The sequence below is a fragment of the Pseudomonas sp. D3 genome (assembly GCF_029320995.1).
Lineage (GTDB): Bacteria > Pseudomonadota > Gammaproteobacteria > Pseudomonadales > Pseudomonadaceae > Aquipseudomonas > Aquipseudomonas paraveronii.
The window spans coordinates 2,981,144-2,996,906 of the sequence record NZ_CP119772.1 but is presented as its reverse complement, the minus strand read 5'-3'; the positions used below and the strand labels follow the sequence as shown (position 1 = coordinate 2,996,906).

At 61.2% G+C, this 15,763-nt stretch carries 11 protein-coding genes; 4 read left to right on the top strand and 7 right to left on the bottom strand.

Annotated features, from left to right (window positions below; all coding sequences use genetic code 11):
• Positions 1-16 precede the first annotated feature (16 nt).
• The 6 genes from P3S72_RS13770 to P3S72_RS13745 all read right to left on the bottom strand — a co-directional run bounded on the left by P3S72_RS13770 (position 17) and on the right by P3S72_RS13745 (position 7,979).
• Positions 17-1,735 carry an OmpA family protein gene (locus tag P3S72_RS13770; RefSeq protein ID WP_276197749.1) on the bottom strand — a complete coding sequence of 573 codons (1,719 nt, stop codon included), beginning with the start codon at positions 1,733-1,735 and terminating at the stop codon, positions 17-19.
• Between the two features lie 7 nt (positions 1,736-1,742).
• Entirely contained in the window at positions 1,743-2,426 is a 684-nt protein-coding gene (gene tssL, locus P3S72_RS13765) for a type VI secretion system protein TssL, short form (RefSeq protein WP_276197748.1), read from the bottom strand.
• Positions 2,423-3,778 carry a type VI secretion system baseplate subunit TssK gene (tssK, locus tag P3S72_RS13760; RefSeq protein WP_276197747.1) on the bottom strand — a complete coding sequence of 452 codons (1,356 nt, stop codon included), beginning with the start codon at positions 3,776-3,778 and terminating at the stop codon, positions 2,423-2,425. Before tssK ends, tssL begins: the two co-directional genes overlap by 4 nt.
• A gap of 23 nt (positions 3,779-3,801) precedes the next feature.
• The gene (tssC, locus tag P3S72_RS13755) at positions 3,802-5,340 is read right to left on the bottom strand and encodes a type VI secretion system contractile sheath large subunit (protein ID WP_276197746.1); all 1,539 of its coding nucleotides are present in this window, start codon (positions 5,338-5,340) and stop codon (positions 3,802-3,804) included.
• A gap of 32 nt (positions 5,341-5,372) precedes the next feature.
• A complete protein-coding gene (gene tssB / locus P3S72_RS13750) occupies positions 5,373-5,876 on the bottom strand; it encodes a type VI secretion system contractile sheath small subunit (protein WP_276197745.1) in 504 nt (167 codons plus the stop codon).
• 474 nt (positions 5,877-6,350) lie between these two features.
• Positions 6,351-7,979 (bottom strand): twin-arginine translocation signal domain-containing protein, encoded by a 1,629-nt coding sequence (locus tag P3S72_RS13745; protein WP_276197744.1) that lies wholly within the window; start codon positions 7,977-7,979, stop codon positions 6,351-6,353.
• Between the two features lie 142 nt (positions 7,980-8,121).
• Here P3S72_RS13745 and pvdM point away from each other — a divergent pair, with 142 nt between their 5' ends.
• Both pvdM and P3S72_RS13735 read left to right on the top strand, forming a co-directional pair.
• Positions 8,122-9,471 carry a pyoverdine-tailoring dipeptidase-like protein PvdM gene (pvdM, locus tag P3S72_RS13740; protein WP_276197743.1) on the top strand — a complete coding sequence of 450 codons (1,350 nt, stop codon included), beginning with the start codon at positions 8,122-8,124 and terminating at the stop codon, positions 9,469-9,471.
• Positions 9,472-9,560: 89 nt separating this feature from the next.
• Positions 9,561-10,433 (top strand): formylglycine-generating enzyme family protein, encoded by an 873-nt coding sequence (locus P3S72_RS13735; RefSeq protein WP_276197742.1) that lies wholly within the window; start codon positions 9,561-9,563, stop codon positions 10,431-10,433.
• A 61-nt stretch (positions 10,434-10,494) separates the two neighbouring features.
• On the opposite strand, the gene P3S72_RS13730 is transcribed toward P3S72_RS13735, so the two are convergent.
• Entirely contained in the window at positions 10,495-11,322 is an 828-nt protein-coding gene (locus P3S72_RS13730) for a N(5)-hydroxyornithine transformylase PvdF (RefSeq protein ID WP_276197741.1), read from the bottom strand.
• Positions 11,323-11,521: 199 nt separating this feature from the next.
• Here P3S72_RS13730 and P3S72_RS13725 point away from each other — a divergent pair, with 199 nt between their 5' ends.
• The gene (locus P3S72_RS13725; RefSeq protein ID WP_276197740.1) at positions 11,522-13,174 is read left to right on the top strand and encodes a cyclic peptide export ABC transporter; all 1,653 of its coding nucleotides are present in this window, start codon (positions 11,522-11,524) and stop codon (positions 13,172-13,174) included.
• Between the two features lie 156 nt (positions 13,175-13,330).
• On the top strand, positions 13,331-15,697 hold the full coding sequence (locus P3S72_RS13720; protein ID WP_276197934.1) for a TonB-dependent siderophore receptor: 2,367 nt from the start codon (positions 13,331-13,333) through the stop codon (positions 15,695-15,697).
• Positions 15,698-15,763 lie beyond the last annotated feature (66 nt).

Sequence of the window (15,763 nt, the reverse complement as noted above, 5' to 3'; positions counted from 1 at the left end):
CCTTTTTCTCGTAGATTTAAATGTCGCGGAATGCGACCGGGGGTTGCCTGTCCGGGTGTGCGACGGGAAGCACGCAGGCCCCCGCCTCAGGCACCAGACGGATATCAACGCGGCGGTTGGCTGCACGCCCCGCCTCGGTGTCGTTGCCAGCAATCGGCTGGCTGGCGCCAAAGCCCTGCACGGCAAAGCAGCTGTCGGGAATGCCGCCCAAGCGCTGCATCCAGTCATGCACGGCAGCGGCGCGGGCGCGGGACAGTCGAAGGTTGTTTTCGGGGTCGCCAGTGGCATCGGTATGCCCCGAAATGACGATCAGCCAGCCGGGCTGGGCCTTGATATCGACCAGCGCATTGATCAGGGTCTTGGCCGAATCCGGCTTAAGCAGGGCACTGCCGCTGGCGAACAGCGACAGGCTGTCCAACCGCACCGGGCGGGCAGCCCGCGCCGGTGATGTGGCCGGTGGCGGTTCAACGTGAGCGGCCAGCACCGCCTGCAGCACGGCGCGCATGCGTTCGCCGCGATACAGGCCCAAGCCGAATGCCAGGGGCGCACCGTGCCGGTAGTACGCGTCCAGACGCTGGGCGTCCTGGCGCAGCACGGTCAGGGCATTTTCACGCCAAAGAAACTCGCGCTGGTTACGCTGGGTCGGTTGCGGGATAGCCGAATAACGTCGCAAGTCATCGCTGACTTGGCGTAGCAACAGGGCGTTCTGCCACGCCGAACTGGCGAGCGCGACAACACCCGCCACGGCGAACAACCACAGCGCAACAACGCTTGCACGTTGCACCGGGGAACGCAGCGGGCCGAGCGGCAGCAGGTTGAGCAAAGGGTCCGGGAACGGCAACACCGCATCCGTCACGGTCTCTCTGTGATCCGCCAGCGCCACTTTGCTGCGTAGCCATTGCCGCCACAGGTTCCCCTTCACGGCATGCGGCAATGCCGACACACACGTGACTGCGCAGGTCGCCGCCAGGCTCGAAGCGTTGCGAGTGACAAGGTGCGGCAATACCGCTTCGTGAAGCCAGGCCACAGTGCTGTTCAACTGAACACTTGCGTGCATCCGGGCAGCCTGCCTGGGCGAGTCAGCGGGTTGCTGTTGCCAGTCATCCAGGCTGACGCAAGCACCCGCCTCACACACACGGACCTCGGCCTGCCCGATGCCCCAACAGAACCAAGGCGCCTCGTCCTGCAAGGTTTGCAGGTAGCTCACCAGCAACAGCGGCAGCGCAACACCGCGCTTGCGGGCCAAGGCCATCTGATGACTGAAGGCGCGCACCTGACCGGCGAGTACGGCCCCATCACTGTGCGCGCCGGGACTGACGCTGAACATCACGCCCAGTTGCCCGGCCCAGCCCGGACGCACGGCCAGAACCTGATCAGTGACAACCCGCAGTTGCTCCAGGCTCGGTACGCGCACGTAGCACCCTTGCTCAGTCACACGCAGGGCCAACCGCTCGGCGGCAACCCTGCCGAACAGCCCATCCAGGCCATCACCGCAGACCAGCACCACCGGGTGACGAAACCCAGCGGCGGGTAGCCCCCTGCCCTCGGCCAACCTCAGCGACCCATGCTGCCGTTCGGCGCGCAGGCGCAGTGATACCCAGGCCCACGCCACACAGCACACCGCGATCAACACGCCGAGTACACGCGCCCACAGCGCGAGCGGAATGATGAGCAGCAACGCGAGCACGAGGACACCCGCCCACAGGTATAGGATGCGATGCAGATTGAAGGTCATCTGGCACTCACCCCTGATCCGGCAAGAGCGAGGCAATCGCATCGCTCAACAGATGATCCAATCCCCACCACGTCGCAACGAGCAACAGGGCCACTGTCAGCAGATGAATCAAAGGTGAACGCAGCCAACCAAAACCCGCGCTCAGTTCGCCACCGCCTACCTGCGTCGGCGCGTGTTGACTGACCTTGAACGGCGCCACCTGTGCGTCGAGAGCCACCCGTAATTGCTCGCGTTCGGGGTCGCTCAAATCACGATAGCGCCCGCGAAAACCCAACATCAATACGCGCTGAAATACCGTCAGCACATGCCGGTCAGGCGCGGGCTCGCTCAATACGTCACGCATGGCCTCGTACAGGAACTCACCGGCCTGATGGCGATTGAAAAACTTGGCCTGCAATGGTGCGCTGGCCCAATCGGTACGGGCATCGGCGTCGGCGCAGGTCAGCACCGCTTCGTCGAGCAGCGCGCATTGAGCATGACTGATGTGGTCGATACTGCGCGGACTCAGGCCCGCCCGCTCAAGGCGCTGCCGAGTCTGCTCAACCTGCTCGACACAAAGTTCGCCCAACTCCCGACCAGGCTGCACCGAGGCGCCCTGGCGCAACTCAACCACCAACAGGTAGGTGTCCTGTAACAGCGCGTCAATATCCACCGCCACTGCGGTTTGCGCGTTGGAAGGCGTCGGTTTCATGAGCGCAGCACCGCAAACAGTTCCAGCTTGACGTCGACCAAGCTGCTTGGAACGTAGAAAGCGCAGACCCCTTCGTCCAACACCGCCTGCCCCTTGGAATGACCGAGATCCAGCGCGAAGTATTGATTTTCCAGGCGCAATGGAATCGCCGCCGGCACATGGCTGAGGGACTGCAACGGCACCCCGTCGAGTGCCGCGTTGATCAGATAATCGACATCATCCGGCGTACCGATCTTGCACAGGCGCGGGAACTGCTCCTGCACCTGCGCCGCCGGCAACCGGCTGCGCACCGACAGATAGAAATCGGCCCCCTCACGCTCGCGCAAGCGCGGGTCATTCAGCGTGACCTGCCAACGATTAATTCCCTGCACCTCCAGCACCAGAGCAACGACCCGCGACGGTAGACTGGCCTCCAACAACAGCGACAGGGTGTGCATCAGCGGCGGGAACACTGCTTCCAACGACGTGTGCCGGTATGCGGGGATCTTGTCTACATCGTGTTCCAGCGAAAACGTGAGCAGGCTGCCGGCCAGCTTGATCAACTGCTGGTAGACCTGCTCGGGATGGCGTGCGGGGAACTCCAGAAGATCGGCCAATACCGGCTGATAGGTATTCAAGGCATTGAGCAGCCAGAACAGCGACACGTCGGCAACGGCAAAGTCGGCCATGCGCTGGTTGCTTTCCCGCCGCATCCCCATGAGCCTTTGCCGCTTGGCGGACAACTGCGTCAACAGGTTGTCCAACTGGTTCAGCAGCCCCGGGTGCGCGGCGAAACTCAGCAACGGCGGCACATAGGCCGGGTCGAGGCTCCAGGCTCCCTGCCCATCGCGCACCAGACGTGCGACCGGGCACGTCATGTAATCCGCATTGTCATCACGCTGCAGGCGTAGGCTCAGTGCATGCTCCAGCACGCCAATCGACTGCACCTCATCGGCGTAAATATCTTGTACTTCACGCCAAGACTGGCAGTAGCGCATCGGTCGATCGGCCCGGCCGCCCTCGAACAGGCAGTTGTTGCCATTGGCCTGCTCCAGGGGCAAGGCCACGTGCAATAGCACTGCCTGATCGTCGTCAGCCAGCAACTGCGCCAGCTCCAAGGCGGCAGGCAGGCGGTCCACCTGCTCAGTGTCGATCCACGTGCCATCAGGCATGCGCACACGCAGTTGAGTCGCTTTGAGCTTACCCAGCCGCAATGCGTCCAGGTCGAACCCCACCGCCTGGACACCCCAAGGGTGTGCCAGGGCCAGGTGCGCGAGCTGTTCGTTGGTCCAAGCCTCCCAGCGTGCCTGTTGCTGGAATTGCTGCGGCGACAGCAACGCCCCAGCGGCCCACAGAGGGCGATCGATATTCATGGCATCGTTTCCCTACGACTGAATCAGGCTTTGGCCTTGGGCATCTGCGAAACCAGCGACAAGTTCACGTCCATACCCTCGACCTGAAAGTGCGGCACGGCGTACAACTTGACGCGGAAGAAACCGGGGTTGTCCTCGATGTCTTCCACCGTAACCTTCGCATCCCGCAGCGGGTGTGAGGCCTGCAAGTCATCGCCCGGATCAGTCATCTCGGTGACCAGCCCGCCGATCCACTTGTTCAGTTCCAGCTCGAGCAAACGCCGGTCCTTGGTGGTGCCAATGTTTTCGCGCTGGATCAGCTTCAGATAGTGAGCAATGCGTGAGAGCAGAAAAATGTAAGGCAGGCGCGCGTTGATTCGACTGTTCGCCGTGGCATCGGCCGTGTCGTACAGCGCCGGCTTTTGCGCGGAGTTGGCCGAGAAGAAACACGCATAGTCGCGGTTCTTGTAGTACGAAAGCGGAATGAACCCGAGGTTGGCGAACTCGAACTCACGGGTTTCCGGAATCATCACTTCGGAAGGGATCTTGACCTGATTGCCGGTGCCAAGGTCATACAAATGGATCGGCAGTTCAGTCACCGCACCACCCGATTGCGGCCCACGAATCTGCACGCACCAACCGTTGGTGATGAAGCTCTTGACCATGTTCGCGGCAAAGGCAAACGATGCGTTGGTCCACAGGTACTTGTTGTGATCCGGCCCTTTGACAGTCTCGATGTAATTGAAACTGCGCACGGGAACGGTGTCGGGCCCATAGGGCAAGCGCCCCAGGACACGTGGCATGGTCAGGCCGATGTAACGCGCATCATCACTGTCACGGAATGACTTCCACTTGATGTATTCGGCACGATCAAAGTAGTTGCCGATGTCTTTGATCGCGGCCACCTCCTCCATAGTCTCTTTGCCGAAGAAGGCTGGGCCGACGGCCCCCACAAACGGCATGTGCGCGGCGGCGGCCACTTTGGAAATATTGCGCAGCAGCGCGATGTCCTGAGGCCTACGATCGAATTCATAGTTTGAGATAGCCGCCGCAATCGGCTCGCCACCCGGGGTGTCGTACTCCTGCGTGTAGGTATGCAGGTACAAGCCACTCTGGGCAATTTCTGGCGCGTCCTCGAAGTCTTGTACCAGGTGGTCCTTGCTGACATCCAATAGTTCTATGCGAACGTTCTGACGGAAATCTGTCTGATCAATCAGCGATTTCACACCGCGCCAGGTTGACTCGACGCGCTGGAAGTCAGGATGGTGCATGACTGCATCGAGCTGACGGCCAATCTGCCTGTCCAGCGAAGCGATATGTTCATCCAGCAGGACTTTATCCAATCGCTCGATTTTTTGCGGCGTTTGCTTAAGCAAGTTTAAAAACACACTAACCGCCGCCGTCACCCGTTCATCGACGGACACTTCAGACAGCGCGTCCGAGCTCTGAAAGATATCAATACCTGCCAACTCAGAAACAGGACTTAAATTGATTTTATTAAACAGCGTAGCATAAACACCACTGGCTTCTTCAGACAACACTGTGGCGCCGCGCGTTTGCACGCTGGAATCTTCTAAAGACATGATTTAACTTCCCTTTAAACTACCGCAATGAATTAACGTTCTTCTTCAGGCGCCAAGGCAGCCAACTCAGCGCGCAGTTCGTCACTGAGCGCATCATCCTTGAGGATGCGTTCCAATTCATGGCGGAAGGTCACGTTATCCAGCAGGTTCGATTTGAGATCACGCAACAGGTTGCGCATCGCCAATAAGGCACGCAATTGTGGAATCTGCCGCGCCACCTGTTCGGGCTCGAAGTCCTTCATGCGCCGGAAACTCAGTTCGACAGAGGTGTCGGACGCATCGTCGTCCAAGGTGTTGTTGACCGCGAGCTTCAGACCCGGCGAGAACTCGCCCAGGACGCTGTCAAAGTTGTTTTTATTGATATCGACCTTGCTGCGCTCGGAGAGCGGACGCTGCTCCTTGCCGTTACTGTAGTCACCCATCACCATCAGTTTCAAAGGCAACTCAACCTTTTTCTGCGCACCGCCGGTATGCAGGTCGAGCTTGATATTAACCCGGGCCTTTGGCACTTCATTTTGAAAGCTGCTTAGCGTCATCGCTTCATTCCGTGATTTTTCCAACAGCGCTGATCAGCCATTAGAGAAAAGTAAGACGGGAACTTAATGAAGTTAAATCCCCACTCTGGAACACCAACGTGCTACATGGCACACGGCATCCCCTTGCTCACTAGAATGAAGTATCACTGCGGGAATTTACCACCCCCCGAATCACGGACGGGAACTTTCCATTGCGCATCGGAGATATTTCCCACAAATCACGCAGATTATCTTTATTGCAAAGAATATTTAAGATTTAAACCCCGAGCCGGGATTTAACTGTCAGATATTTCTTAACCCTATAGGCATACAACAAAACAACAGTAGAAATATGGAGTTTTATATAAATCCATTTCGATATTTTCCTACTCACCTAGTACTAAAACATATAAGCAAGCGAACGCTCAGGGACCAGGAGATAAACCACCCCGCCGCCGTTTTACATCATAAACATTGAACCCCAGCAAAAAACGCCTAAACCTCCCGCGCCTTCACCTTCAAATGCCGCGCATACCACGGGCGCTTCGGCACCCGCTTGAACAAGCCTTGCAGCGCTTCGTCTTGCGCAGCAAACGTAATACGCAGGGCGAGCTTCATGGTCTCTGGGTCCATCTCCATCGAACGCCCCCTCTGCAAACCCGGCGTGGTGCTGCAGCCATGGGTGTCCGGGCCCAGCCACGGGTCGCCGACCTCGACCCAACGCCCCGGCGCAAACCATGCCACGCCGTTGACCTCCAGGCGGTTGACCTCGCCCGGATGGAAGCGCTCATGGGCGCGAAACCAGTCTTCGATACGGTCGTCGATCCAGCCATGGAAGTGCCAGAACACTGGGTTGACGTGGGAGGAAAACGGATCGCCAAGAAAGTCGTTTTCGGGCGCATACCAACGCGCGGCAAAGTCCGCCGGGTCGCGGGCGAAGGGCACGGGCGCGCCGTTGGAGGGGTCGCGAGGCACCGAGGCCCAGCGCATGTGCAGCCAGTCATGCAGGCCCAGTTCCATTTCGGAACCGAGCTGGCCCAGGGTCAGCTTGGCCAGGTAACGCGGGTCGCGGTATTGGGATTCCCATACTTGGAAGTTGCTGTGGTAGGTCTCAGCGGCCTTGATATCGCTGACCCATTGGGTGTAGTCGCCGTCGTCCGGTGCCCGCCAGGTGGGCGGCAGGGCAAAACCGTCGTGGTTATCGAAGTAACGCAGGAAGCCCAGGCGATCACGTTCCAACGCCGGTTGCGGTTCGGGGAACGCAGGCCACGACGGCAAGTCCTGCATCGAGCGTGCGGTGCCGAGCATGTGGCGGTGCATGAAGAAGAAGTCGATGCCCGAGCCGTTGCGATCCTTGAGTTTGCCCCGCGCTTCGCGCTCCTTACCGCGTGGGCCGGGCTGCCAGCCGATGCCGCGCAGGGCCTCGCGTTTGTCCTCGGAGAGCTTGTGCCATTGATCGCGGGTGGCGTGCCACAGTTGGTGGAACAGGCGGTGTTCGGGGGAAATCAACCAGGCCAGCAGCGACGGGTTGAGGCCGATGCGCTGGCGGGCTTCGGGGAATAGCTGTTTATGCGCGACAAAGCGATTATCCGGCTCGGTCAACGCCAGGGGTCGGGCGAGGTCGAGGATCCGCCCGCTGAGGGTGCCGCTGCCGGCATTGCCGAACACGCCCCAGACTTCATCAACGGTCATGCTGAATTCGTAGGCGGGCGCGCCGTCTGCGGCGTCACGGTCGATCAGGCGCCAATAGAGCTCGGTGCCCTCGCCCGTGAGCAAATCACCCAGGATGCGGTAGCGCGGTTCGCCATCGGCGCGCAGGTGTTCGGTCGTGTCGAGATAGCCACGCAGGCCGCGCCCACGCGGCGCGACATCAAGCAGCAACGCCAGGCCCTGCGTGGGCAAGCCCTTGAGGCCGGCGTCGCGGCCTTCCAAGCGCAGGCTCCACACCCCGCGCAGGGTGTTCGCCAAGTGTTGGCCGGCGGTGTCAGCCAGATCCACCGTGGCTTCGCCGGGGGTGATGGGGAATGCTTCACGCGTCCACTCGCGATGGGCATAAAGGGCCGCAGGCACGGCGGCGCCGGTCAGCGCCAGGCCTGCGATGAACCCACGTCGAGAGATCGTCATTGTCTACCTTGGGAAGCGGCTTTATCAGAGCTAGAACGTTTGCCTGTGGGGGAAATTTACCGCGCCGTCGCCACGGCCTAAATTTCCCCGCTCATCGCTCGTTCCTCCCAGATAGCAAAGGCCTCAACTGACTGAGATGGCAATGACAAAACCACGTTCGAAAAAGGCGCTGTTTATCGGCCTACCGCTGGCATTGGCCATCGGCGCCGGGGTCGGTTTCCTGGTCTGGGATCACTGGTTCAAGGGCACTGCCGGCTACCCGCTGGCGGTGATCAAGCAGGCCAATGACTTGCAGGACCGCTTGTTGTCGTTCGACAGCCATATCACCGTACCGCTGGATTTCGGCACCGCCGGCAACGAGGCCGACCAGGATGGCAGCGGCCAGTTCGACCTGGCCAAGGCGCGGCGCGGGCGATTGTCCGGGGCGGCGCTGACGATTTTCGGCTGGCCGGAAATCTGGAATGGCCCCAACGCGCCGCACAAGCCCAGCGACGGGTTTGTCGAGGAAGCCCGCCACGAGCAGGAGGTGCGCTACAAAATCATCTCCGGCATGGTGCGTGACTTCCCCAACCAAGTGGGCATCGCCTACACCCCGGATGACTTTCGGCGCCTGCATGGCGAAGGCAAATTCGCGGTCTTTATCAGCATGCTCAACGCCTACCCGCTGGGCACCGACCTGAACCAACTCGACCTGTGGACGGCACGCGGCATGCGCATGTTCGGCTTCAGCTATATCGGCAATAACGCCTGGTCCGACTCATCGCGGCCGCTGCCGTTTTTCAATGACTCCACCGATGCCCTCGACGGGCTGTCGGACATCGGCCAGCAAGCGGTACACCGCCTCAACGACTTGGGGGTGATCATCGATGTGTCGCAGATGTCGACCAAGGCCCTGGAGCAGGTTGCGCAACTGAGCCGCACGCCGCTGGTGGCGTCCCACTCGGCACCACGCGCCTCGGTGGAGATCCCGCGCAACCTCAGCGACAAAGAGCTGCAACTGATCAAGCGCAGCGGCGGCGTGGTGCAGGTGGTGGGTTTCCCGGCGTATTTGCGCCCGCTGAGCCAAGCGACCCAGGACACGCTCAACGCCCTGCGCGCCCGTTTCGATTTGCCACCGTTGCCCAACCTGGCGATGGCCCTGATGCCGGGGGACGCGATCATCGCCGCATGGCCCGAGCAGAAGTTCGGCCAATACGCCCAGGCGCTATACGCCATTCTCGAAGACGAACCCAAGGCCACCCTCAAGGATTGGGGGGATGCCATCGACTACACCGTGCGCAAGATCGGCATCGATCACGTCGGCATTTCGTCGGACTTCAACGATGGCGGCGGCCTTCAGGGCTGGGAGAACGTCGGCGACACCCGCAACGTCACCGCCGAACTGCTCCAGCGCGGTTACTCCGAAGCCGATATCGCCAAGCTGTGGGGCGGCAACTTCCTGCGGGTGTGGGACCAGGTCCAACAAGCGGCCAAACCGGCCAATCACCCATGACGTCAGTCCATGACCGACCGCCAGACCTTTTATGCCCCTCTGAGCCAGCGGTGGTGACGGCGATTTTTTCCTTTGAACGAGAGGCCCCGATGATTTCATCCCGCTTCAACCGCCTGCCCGGCCTGGCGCTTACCGTCCTCTGCGGCGCCCTGCTGCCCGGCCTGGCCCACGCCGCCACCCCGCAGCCGGGCAACGTGTTCAAGGACTGCAAAGACTGCCCGGAGCTGGTCGTACTGCCGGCCGGCACCTTCACCATGGGCACCCCGGACGACGAAGTCGGCCGCGAGCCCGACGAAGGCCCGCTGCATGTAGTGACCTTCGCCAAGCCCTTCGCCATGAGCCGTTTCCAGATCACCGCCGCCGAATGGGACAGCTACGTGCGCCAGGCCGGGGTCAAGATCGCCGATGGCGACACCCGCCCAGGCCGTGAATGCATCGCCAGCAAACCGCGCTACCCCCAGGGCCCGCGCCAGCCAGCGGTGTGCATGGACATGGACGACATCAAGGCGTATGTCGCCTGGTTGTCGAAGAAGACCGGGCAGACCTACCAGATGGTCAGTGAAGCGCAGCGCGAATACGCCGCCCGCGCCGGCTCAAGCGGACCGTTCCCGTTTCCTTTCGATGAAGGCAAGGGTTACAGCATCGCCGAGCATGCCAACACCTATGGGCCAGCGGATGGCTATAGCTATTCCTCGCCAGCCGGCAGCTACCCGCCAAATGCGTTTGGCGTGTATGACATGCACGGCAACGTCTATGAGCGGGTAGCCGACTGTTACCACGAGAATTACCTAGGGGCGCCTGCAGACGGCAGTGCCTGGGTCGAACCGGGCTGCGAGGTCTATCAGATTCGTGGCAACGACTGGGGTGAAGCGCCGGTGTTTTCACGCTCTGGCAACCGCAACAACATCTATCCGCAGACGCGTGGGGACTGGATCGGCTTTCGCGTGGTGCGCGATCTCTAAAACACCGCCCTTTTCAATGTGGGAGGGAGCCAGCCCCCTCCCACCTTTGACCGCGCTTGCTTCAATCCTTCTGCGCCAACAACGCCAGCCCTTCATGCAGCGCCGGGAACAGACTGTTATTGAAGTTGTTCCAGCGCAGTTCGAGGATCGTGTCGTCCGGCGAGATCTCGGTCTTGAGCACGTCGTGGAACACTTCCCCGGAATCGATGCCGTTGTCCACGTAGTGGAATGACGCTCCGGTGAGGTACAGCGGTTCCGATGGCGTGGTTGCCTTGGTGGCCCAGTCCACCACAGTCTGCCCACGCGCTCCGTACAGCGCGTTCCAGGTGGCATAGGCGCCACGGCGCTCGTAAGGCGATTCGAGACGGGTAATGCCCGGATGGATATTCATGATCCGCCGCGCGAACGGCGCACCGGGACGCACCAATTCATCAAGGATCACCAGCAAGCCGTCCAACACCACGATATCGGCCTTCAGTTCCACCAGCGTGTCATGCAGGCGGCGCTCGAAATCCTGTTTGCCGGCGATATGTTCGGCGCTGCCCCGTGGTAGGCGGCGGTAGGTGGACGGCACGCTCAGCAGCAGGTCGTTGACCCGCTGGCCCTGCACCTGCAGGTCGGCCGGGTACAGCCACTGGCGCCCAGGTTGGTAGGCAAAGCCGTAATCGGCGACCAACTGCCGGTCCCGCGGGTTCTGTTCGTCGTCGTCATACACCACGCCGACCAGGTTGTAGGCCTCGCCCAGCGGCGTGTCGTTCAGCGACCCCACCAGAAACTCCAGCACCGACTTCATGTAGCGCGCGTGGTCCTTGTAGGCCACCGCCTGCCCGGCCTTGTCGGCGGCGGCATTTCGCAGGGACCACACATACACCAGATTCTTTTTCGTCATTGTTTCGCTCTCGCTGAAGGGAACGCGCACGGCGTGGTTACGCGTGCGCCTACACCACAAGAACGAACCAGGCCCCGGGCAATTTATCCGCCGCCACTGCCGCCAGGCGCGCCGCGCTAAATACTCGCGCCGACGCTTCGTTTGTCATGGGTAAGGGTTTGTGTGCCCAGCCCCTCTATTCACTCTCCGGGAAGTATTTATGACCGACCCCAAGCGCGGCGCCTTCAACGGTCTGCTCGCATTACTCAGGCCCTTTCGGACCCTCGTGACGGTTTCCGTCGCGCTGGGCATGGCCGGTGGCCTGGCCATCACCTTGTTGCTGGCCACTATCAACAACGCGCTGCACGCCTCCACCGGGATGACCCAAGGCGTGGTGCTGACGTTTGCCGCCCTGTGCCTGCTGGCCCTGACCAGTTCGATTGTGTCGGACATCGGCACCAACTATGTGGGCCAACGCATCATCGCCGCGTTGCGCAAGGAACTCGGCGAGAAAGTGCTGTCGGCGCCCATCGAGCAGATCGAGCGCTACCGCTCCCACCGCCTGATCCCGGTGCTGACCCACGACGTCGACACCATCAGCGATTTTTCCTTCGCCTTCACCCCGCTGGCGATCGCCACCACCGTCACCCTCGGCTGCCTGGGCTACCTGGCGTATCTGTCGGTGCCGATGTTCCTGATGATGATCGTCGCCATCGTCATCGGCTGCAGCGTCCAGTTCATCGCCGGGGCCAAGGGCATCCGTGGCTTCGACGAGGCACGCGACCTGGAAGATGAGTTGCAACGCCACTACTCGGCAATTGCCTCCGGCGCCAAGGAACTGCGCATTCATCGGCCGCGCCGCTACCGCATGAACACCCACCGCATCCAGGAAACCGCCGACCGCATCAGCGATATCCAGGTGCGCTCAGTCAACATCTACATCGTGGCCAAGACCTTCGGCTCGATGCTGTTCTTCGTGGTGATCGGCCTCGCGCTGGCCATGCAGGCCTACAACCCGAACCCCGACCCGGCGGTGATCACCGGGTTCGTGCTGGTGCTGCTGTACATGAAAGGCCCGCTGGAACACGTGGTGGGTTACCTGCCGATCATCGGCAAGGCGCGGATTGCCTTTGCGCGTATCACCGAACTGTCCGAGCGCTTCTCGTCGCCGGAACCGCACCTGTTGATGGACGCTAGCGAAGCGCCGCATGCGCAGGTCCACAGCCTGGAACTGCGCGGCGTGAGCTACAGCCCGCCGCCGGTGGCAGGCAGCGAACCGTTCCACCTGGGGCCGATCAACCTGAGCATCAAGCAAGGCGATATTGTGTTTATCGTCGGCGAAAACGGCTGTGGCAAAACCACCCTGATCAAGTTGCTGCTGGGCCTGTATCAGCCCCATGTCGGGGAGATCCGCCTCAACGGCGAAACCGTCACCGACCTGCTGCGCGATGACTATCGCCAGTTGTTCACCACCGTGTTCGCTGACTATTACCTGTTCGACGACCTCGTCCAGGGCAGCGCAACCCAGTCCCTGGACAGCGCGACCCCGTACCTGGAACGCCTGGAAATCGCGCACAAGGTCAGCGTCAAGGATGGCGTGTTCAGCACCACCGACCTGTCCACCGGCCAACGCAAGCGCCTGGCGCTGGTCAACGCCTGGCTCGAACAGCGCCCGGTGCTGGTGTTCGACGAATGGGCCGCCGACCAGGACCCGGCCTTTCGACGCATCTTCTACACCGAGCTGCTGCCGGACCTCAAACGCCTGGGCAAAACCATCATCGTGATCAGCCACGACGACCGCTATTTCGACATCGCCGACCAGTTGGTGCGCCTGCGCGCGGGCCAGGTCGTAGAGGAAATGGCGCCGGCTTGAAATTTCTTTTCCGGTTTTTCCAATTAGGAACGTCTCACTAGTGGTAATGAGAACCAGCCTCAATAGATACGTATAAACTGCCCACCTAAAAACCTAGAAGAGAAAGCATTCATGTCAGTACGACTCGGTCTGAGCCCCCTGAGCAAAGCGCTATCGATGCGACGGGCCCTGCATTTCAACCTGCTGCCCAGCGCGCTGGCCCTGGCCGTGTCGCTGCCGATTGCCAGCTATGTGCAGGCACAAGAACTCGAGATCGACGTGCCGGCCCAATCCCTGGGCAGTGCCCTGCAGGCATTCGGTCGGCAGGCCAATCTGCAAGTGCTGTACAGCCCAACCGACGTGGAAGGCAAGCGCAGCAATGCGGTCAAAGGCAAGCTCGACCCGGACCGCGCCATCACCACCCTGCTCCAAGGCACCGGCGTCGGCTATGGCCTGCAGGGCAACACCCTGAGCATCAGCCTCCAGGCTTCGACCGGCATAGAACTCGGCGCCACCCAGGTAACCGCCAACCAGTTGGGCACCGTGACCGAAGGCACCGGCTCCTATACCCCAGGCACCATCGCCACCGCCACGCGCCTGGTGCTGACGCCACGGGAAACCCCGCAGTCGATCTCCGTGGTCACGCGCCAAGCCATGGATGACTTCGCCCTCAGCTCGATCGACGACGTGATGCGCCACACCCCCGGCATCACGGTGTCGACCTATGACAGCGAACGTACCAACTACTTCTCGCGCGGCTTCTCCATCAACACCTTCCAGTACGATGGCATTCCGACCCTGCGCGACGCCCAGTACTCCGCCGGCCAGACCCTCACCGACATGGCCATCTATGACCGCATCGAGGTGCTCAAGGGCGCCACCGGCCTGCTCACCGGCGCCGGCGGCGTGGGCGGTACCATCAACCTGATCCGCAAGAAGCCGACGGCCGACTTCAAGGGCAGTATCGAACTGGGGGCCGGCTCCTGGGACAACTACCGCTCGCAGATCGACGTCAGCGGCCCGCTGACCGACACCGGCAACGTCCGTGGCCGCGTGGTCGCGGCGTACAACGACAAGCAGTCGTTCCTCGACCACTACTCGCGCAAGACCAGCGTGTTCTACGGGATTCTCGAAGCCGACCTGGACGAAGACACCCTGCTGACCGTCGGTGCCGACTACCAAGACAGCGACCCGAAAGGCTCCAGTTGGACCGGCAGCCGCATGATCTTCGATGCCGAGGGTAAAGAGCTGGACTTGCCGCGTTCGTTCAACAACGGCCCGAAATGGGGTTCGTGGGGGCAGTACAGCCGCACGGCATTCGCCACCCTGGAACACACCTTCAGCAATGGCTGGGTCGCCAAAGGTCAATACAACCATCAGGTCAACGGCTACAACGCGCCGCTGGGCGCCCTGTCCCAGGACTCCGGCAACCAAAGCTCGCTGTTTGCGAAAAAACACACCGGCGAAACCACCGCCGACAGCCTGGATGCCTATACCTCCGGACCGTTTGAACTGTTTGGCCGTGAGCATGAACTGGTGGTGGGCCAGTCCCTGTCGATCAGCAAATGGGACGGCAAGAGCTATAACGCCGTCTTCGCGCCCGGCACCAACTCCGCTGACTTCTACAGTTGGGACGGTGACATCCCGGAGCCAGCGTGGGTTCAATACCGCACCATCGACCAGACTTCCCGCCAGACCGGCAGCTACCTCACCAGCCGCTTCAGCCTGACCGACGAAATGCACCTGTTGCTCGGCGCGCGCCTGGCCAACTATGAAGTCACCGGCACCAGCAAATCCAAGGTAAGCGGCAAAGTCGTGCCGTATGCCGGTGTGACCTACGACCTCAACGACAACTTCACCGCCTACGCCAGCTACACCGAAATCTTCCAGCCGCAAACCGACTACCGCGACCGCAACGACAAGATGCTCGAACCCGACGAAGGCACGAACTACGAGATCGGCCTCAAGGGCGAATTCTTCGACGGCCGCCTGAACGCCAGCCTCGCCTATTTCGAAGTCCACGAAGAGAACCGTCCAGAACTCGACACCTCACCCGGCGCCGACCTGATCAACGATTCGCCCTACTACGGCATCAAGTCCAAGACCAAGGGCTACGAAGCGGAAATCTCCGGCGAAATCGCCACTGGCTGGCAACTGCAGGCTGGCTACACCCACAAGGTCGCCCGCGACGACAGCGGCACGAAGGTCTCTACCTGGGAGCCGGAAGACCAGATCAACCTCTACACCACCTACAAACTCACCGGCCCGCTGGACAAACTCACCCTCGGCGGTGGCGCGCGCTGGCAGAGCGAAGGCTGGAAGTCGATCAGAAACTCCGGCCTGGGCCGCTCTGAAGTCCTCACCCAAGACGCGTACTGGTTGGTGGACGTGATGGCGCGCTATCAGATCACCCAGAACCTGTCAGCCACCCTCAACGTCAACAACGTGTTCGACAAGCACTACTACACCAACATCGGTTTTTATGACTCGGCGTACCCTGGCACCCCACGCAACATGATGGTCACCACCCGCTGGAACTTCTGACCCCGCGTTGACACAAAAGCCCCGTATCGCGAGATACGGGGCTTTTTCATGGCCGTTCGCCAATCC

Bases quoted from the DNA above. Each gene is read 5' to 3' on its own strand.
- tssL (WP_276197748.1), bottom strand. From the start codon at position 2,426: ATGAAACCGACGCCTTCCAACGCGCAAACCGCAGTGGCGGTGGATATT.
- tssK (WP_276197747.1), bottom strand. From the start codon at position 3,778: ATGAATATCGATCGCCCTCTGTGGGCCGCTGGGGCGTTGCTGTCGCCG.
- P3S72_RS13725 (WP_276197740.1), top strand. From the start codon at position 11,522: ATGACCGACCCCAAGCGCGGCGCCTTCAACGGTCTGCTCGCATTACTC.
- P3S72_RS13735 (WP_276197742.1), top strand. From the start codon at position 9,561: ATGATTTCATCCCGCTTCAACCGCCTGCCCGGCCTGGCGCTTACCGTC.
- tssC (WP_276197746.1), bottom strand. From the start codon at position 5,340: ATGTCTTTAGAAGATTCCAGCGTGCAAACGCGCGGCGCCACAGTGTTG.
- P3S72_RS13745 (WP_276197744.1), bottom strand. From the start codon at position 7,979: ATGACGATCTCTCGACGTGGGTTCATCGCAGGCCTGGCGCTGACCGGC.
- P3S72_RS13770 (WP_276197749.1), bottom strand. From the start codon at position 1,735: ATGACCTTCAATCTGCATCGCATCCTATACCTGTGGGCGGGTGTCCTC.
- pvdM (WP_276197743.1), top strand. From the start codon at position 8,122: ATGACAAAACCACGTTCGAAAAAGGCGCTGTTTATCGGCCTACCGCTG.
- P3S72_RS13720 (WP_276197934.1), top strand. From the start codon at position 13,331: ATGCGACGGGCCCTGCATTTCAACCTGCTGCCCAGCGCGCTGGCCCTG.
- P3S72_RS13730 (WP_276197741.1), bottom strand. From the start codon at position 11,322: ATGACGAAAAAGAATCTGGTGTATGTGTGGTCCCTGCGAAATGCCGCC.
- tssB (WP_276197745.1), bottom strand. From the start codon at position 5,876: ATGACGCTAAGCAGCTTTCAAAATGAAGTGCCAAAGGCCCGGGTTAAT.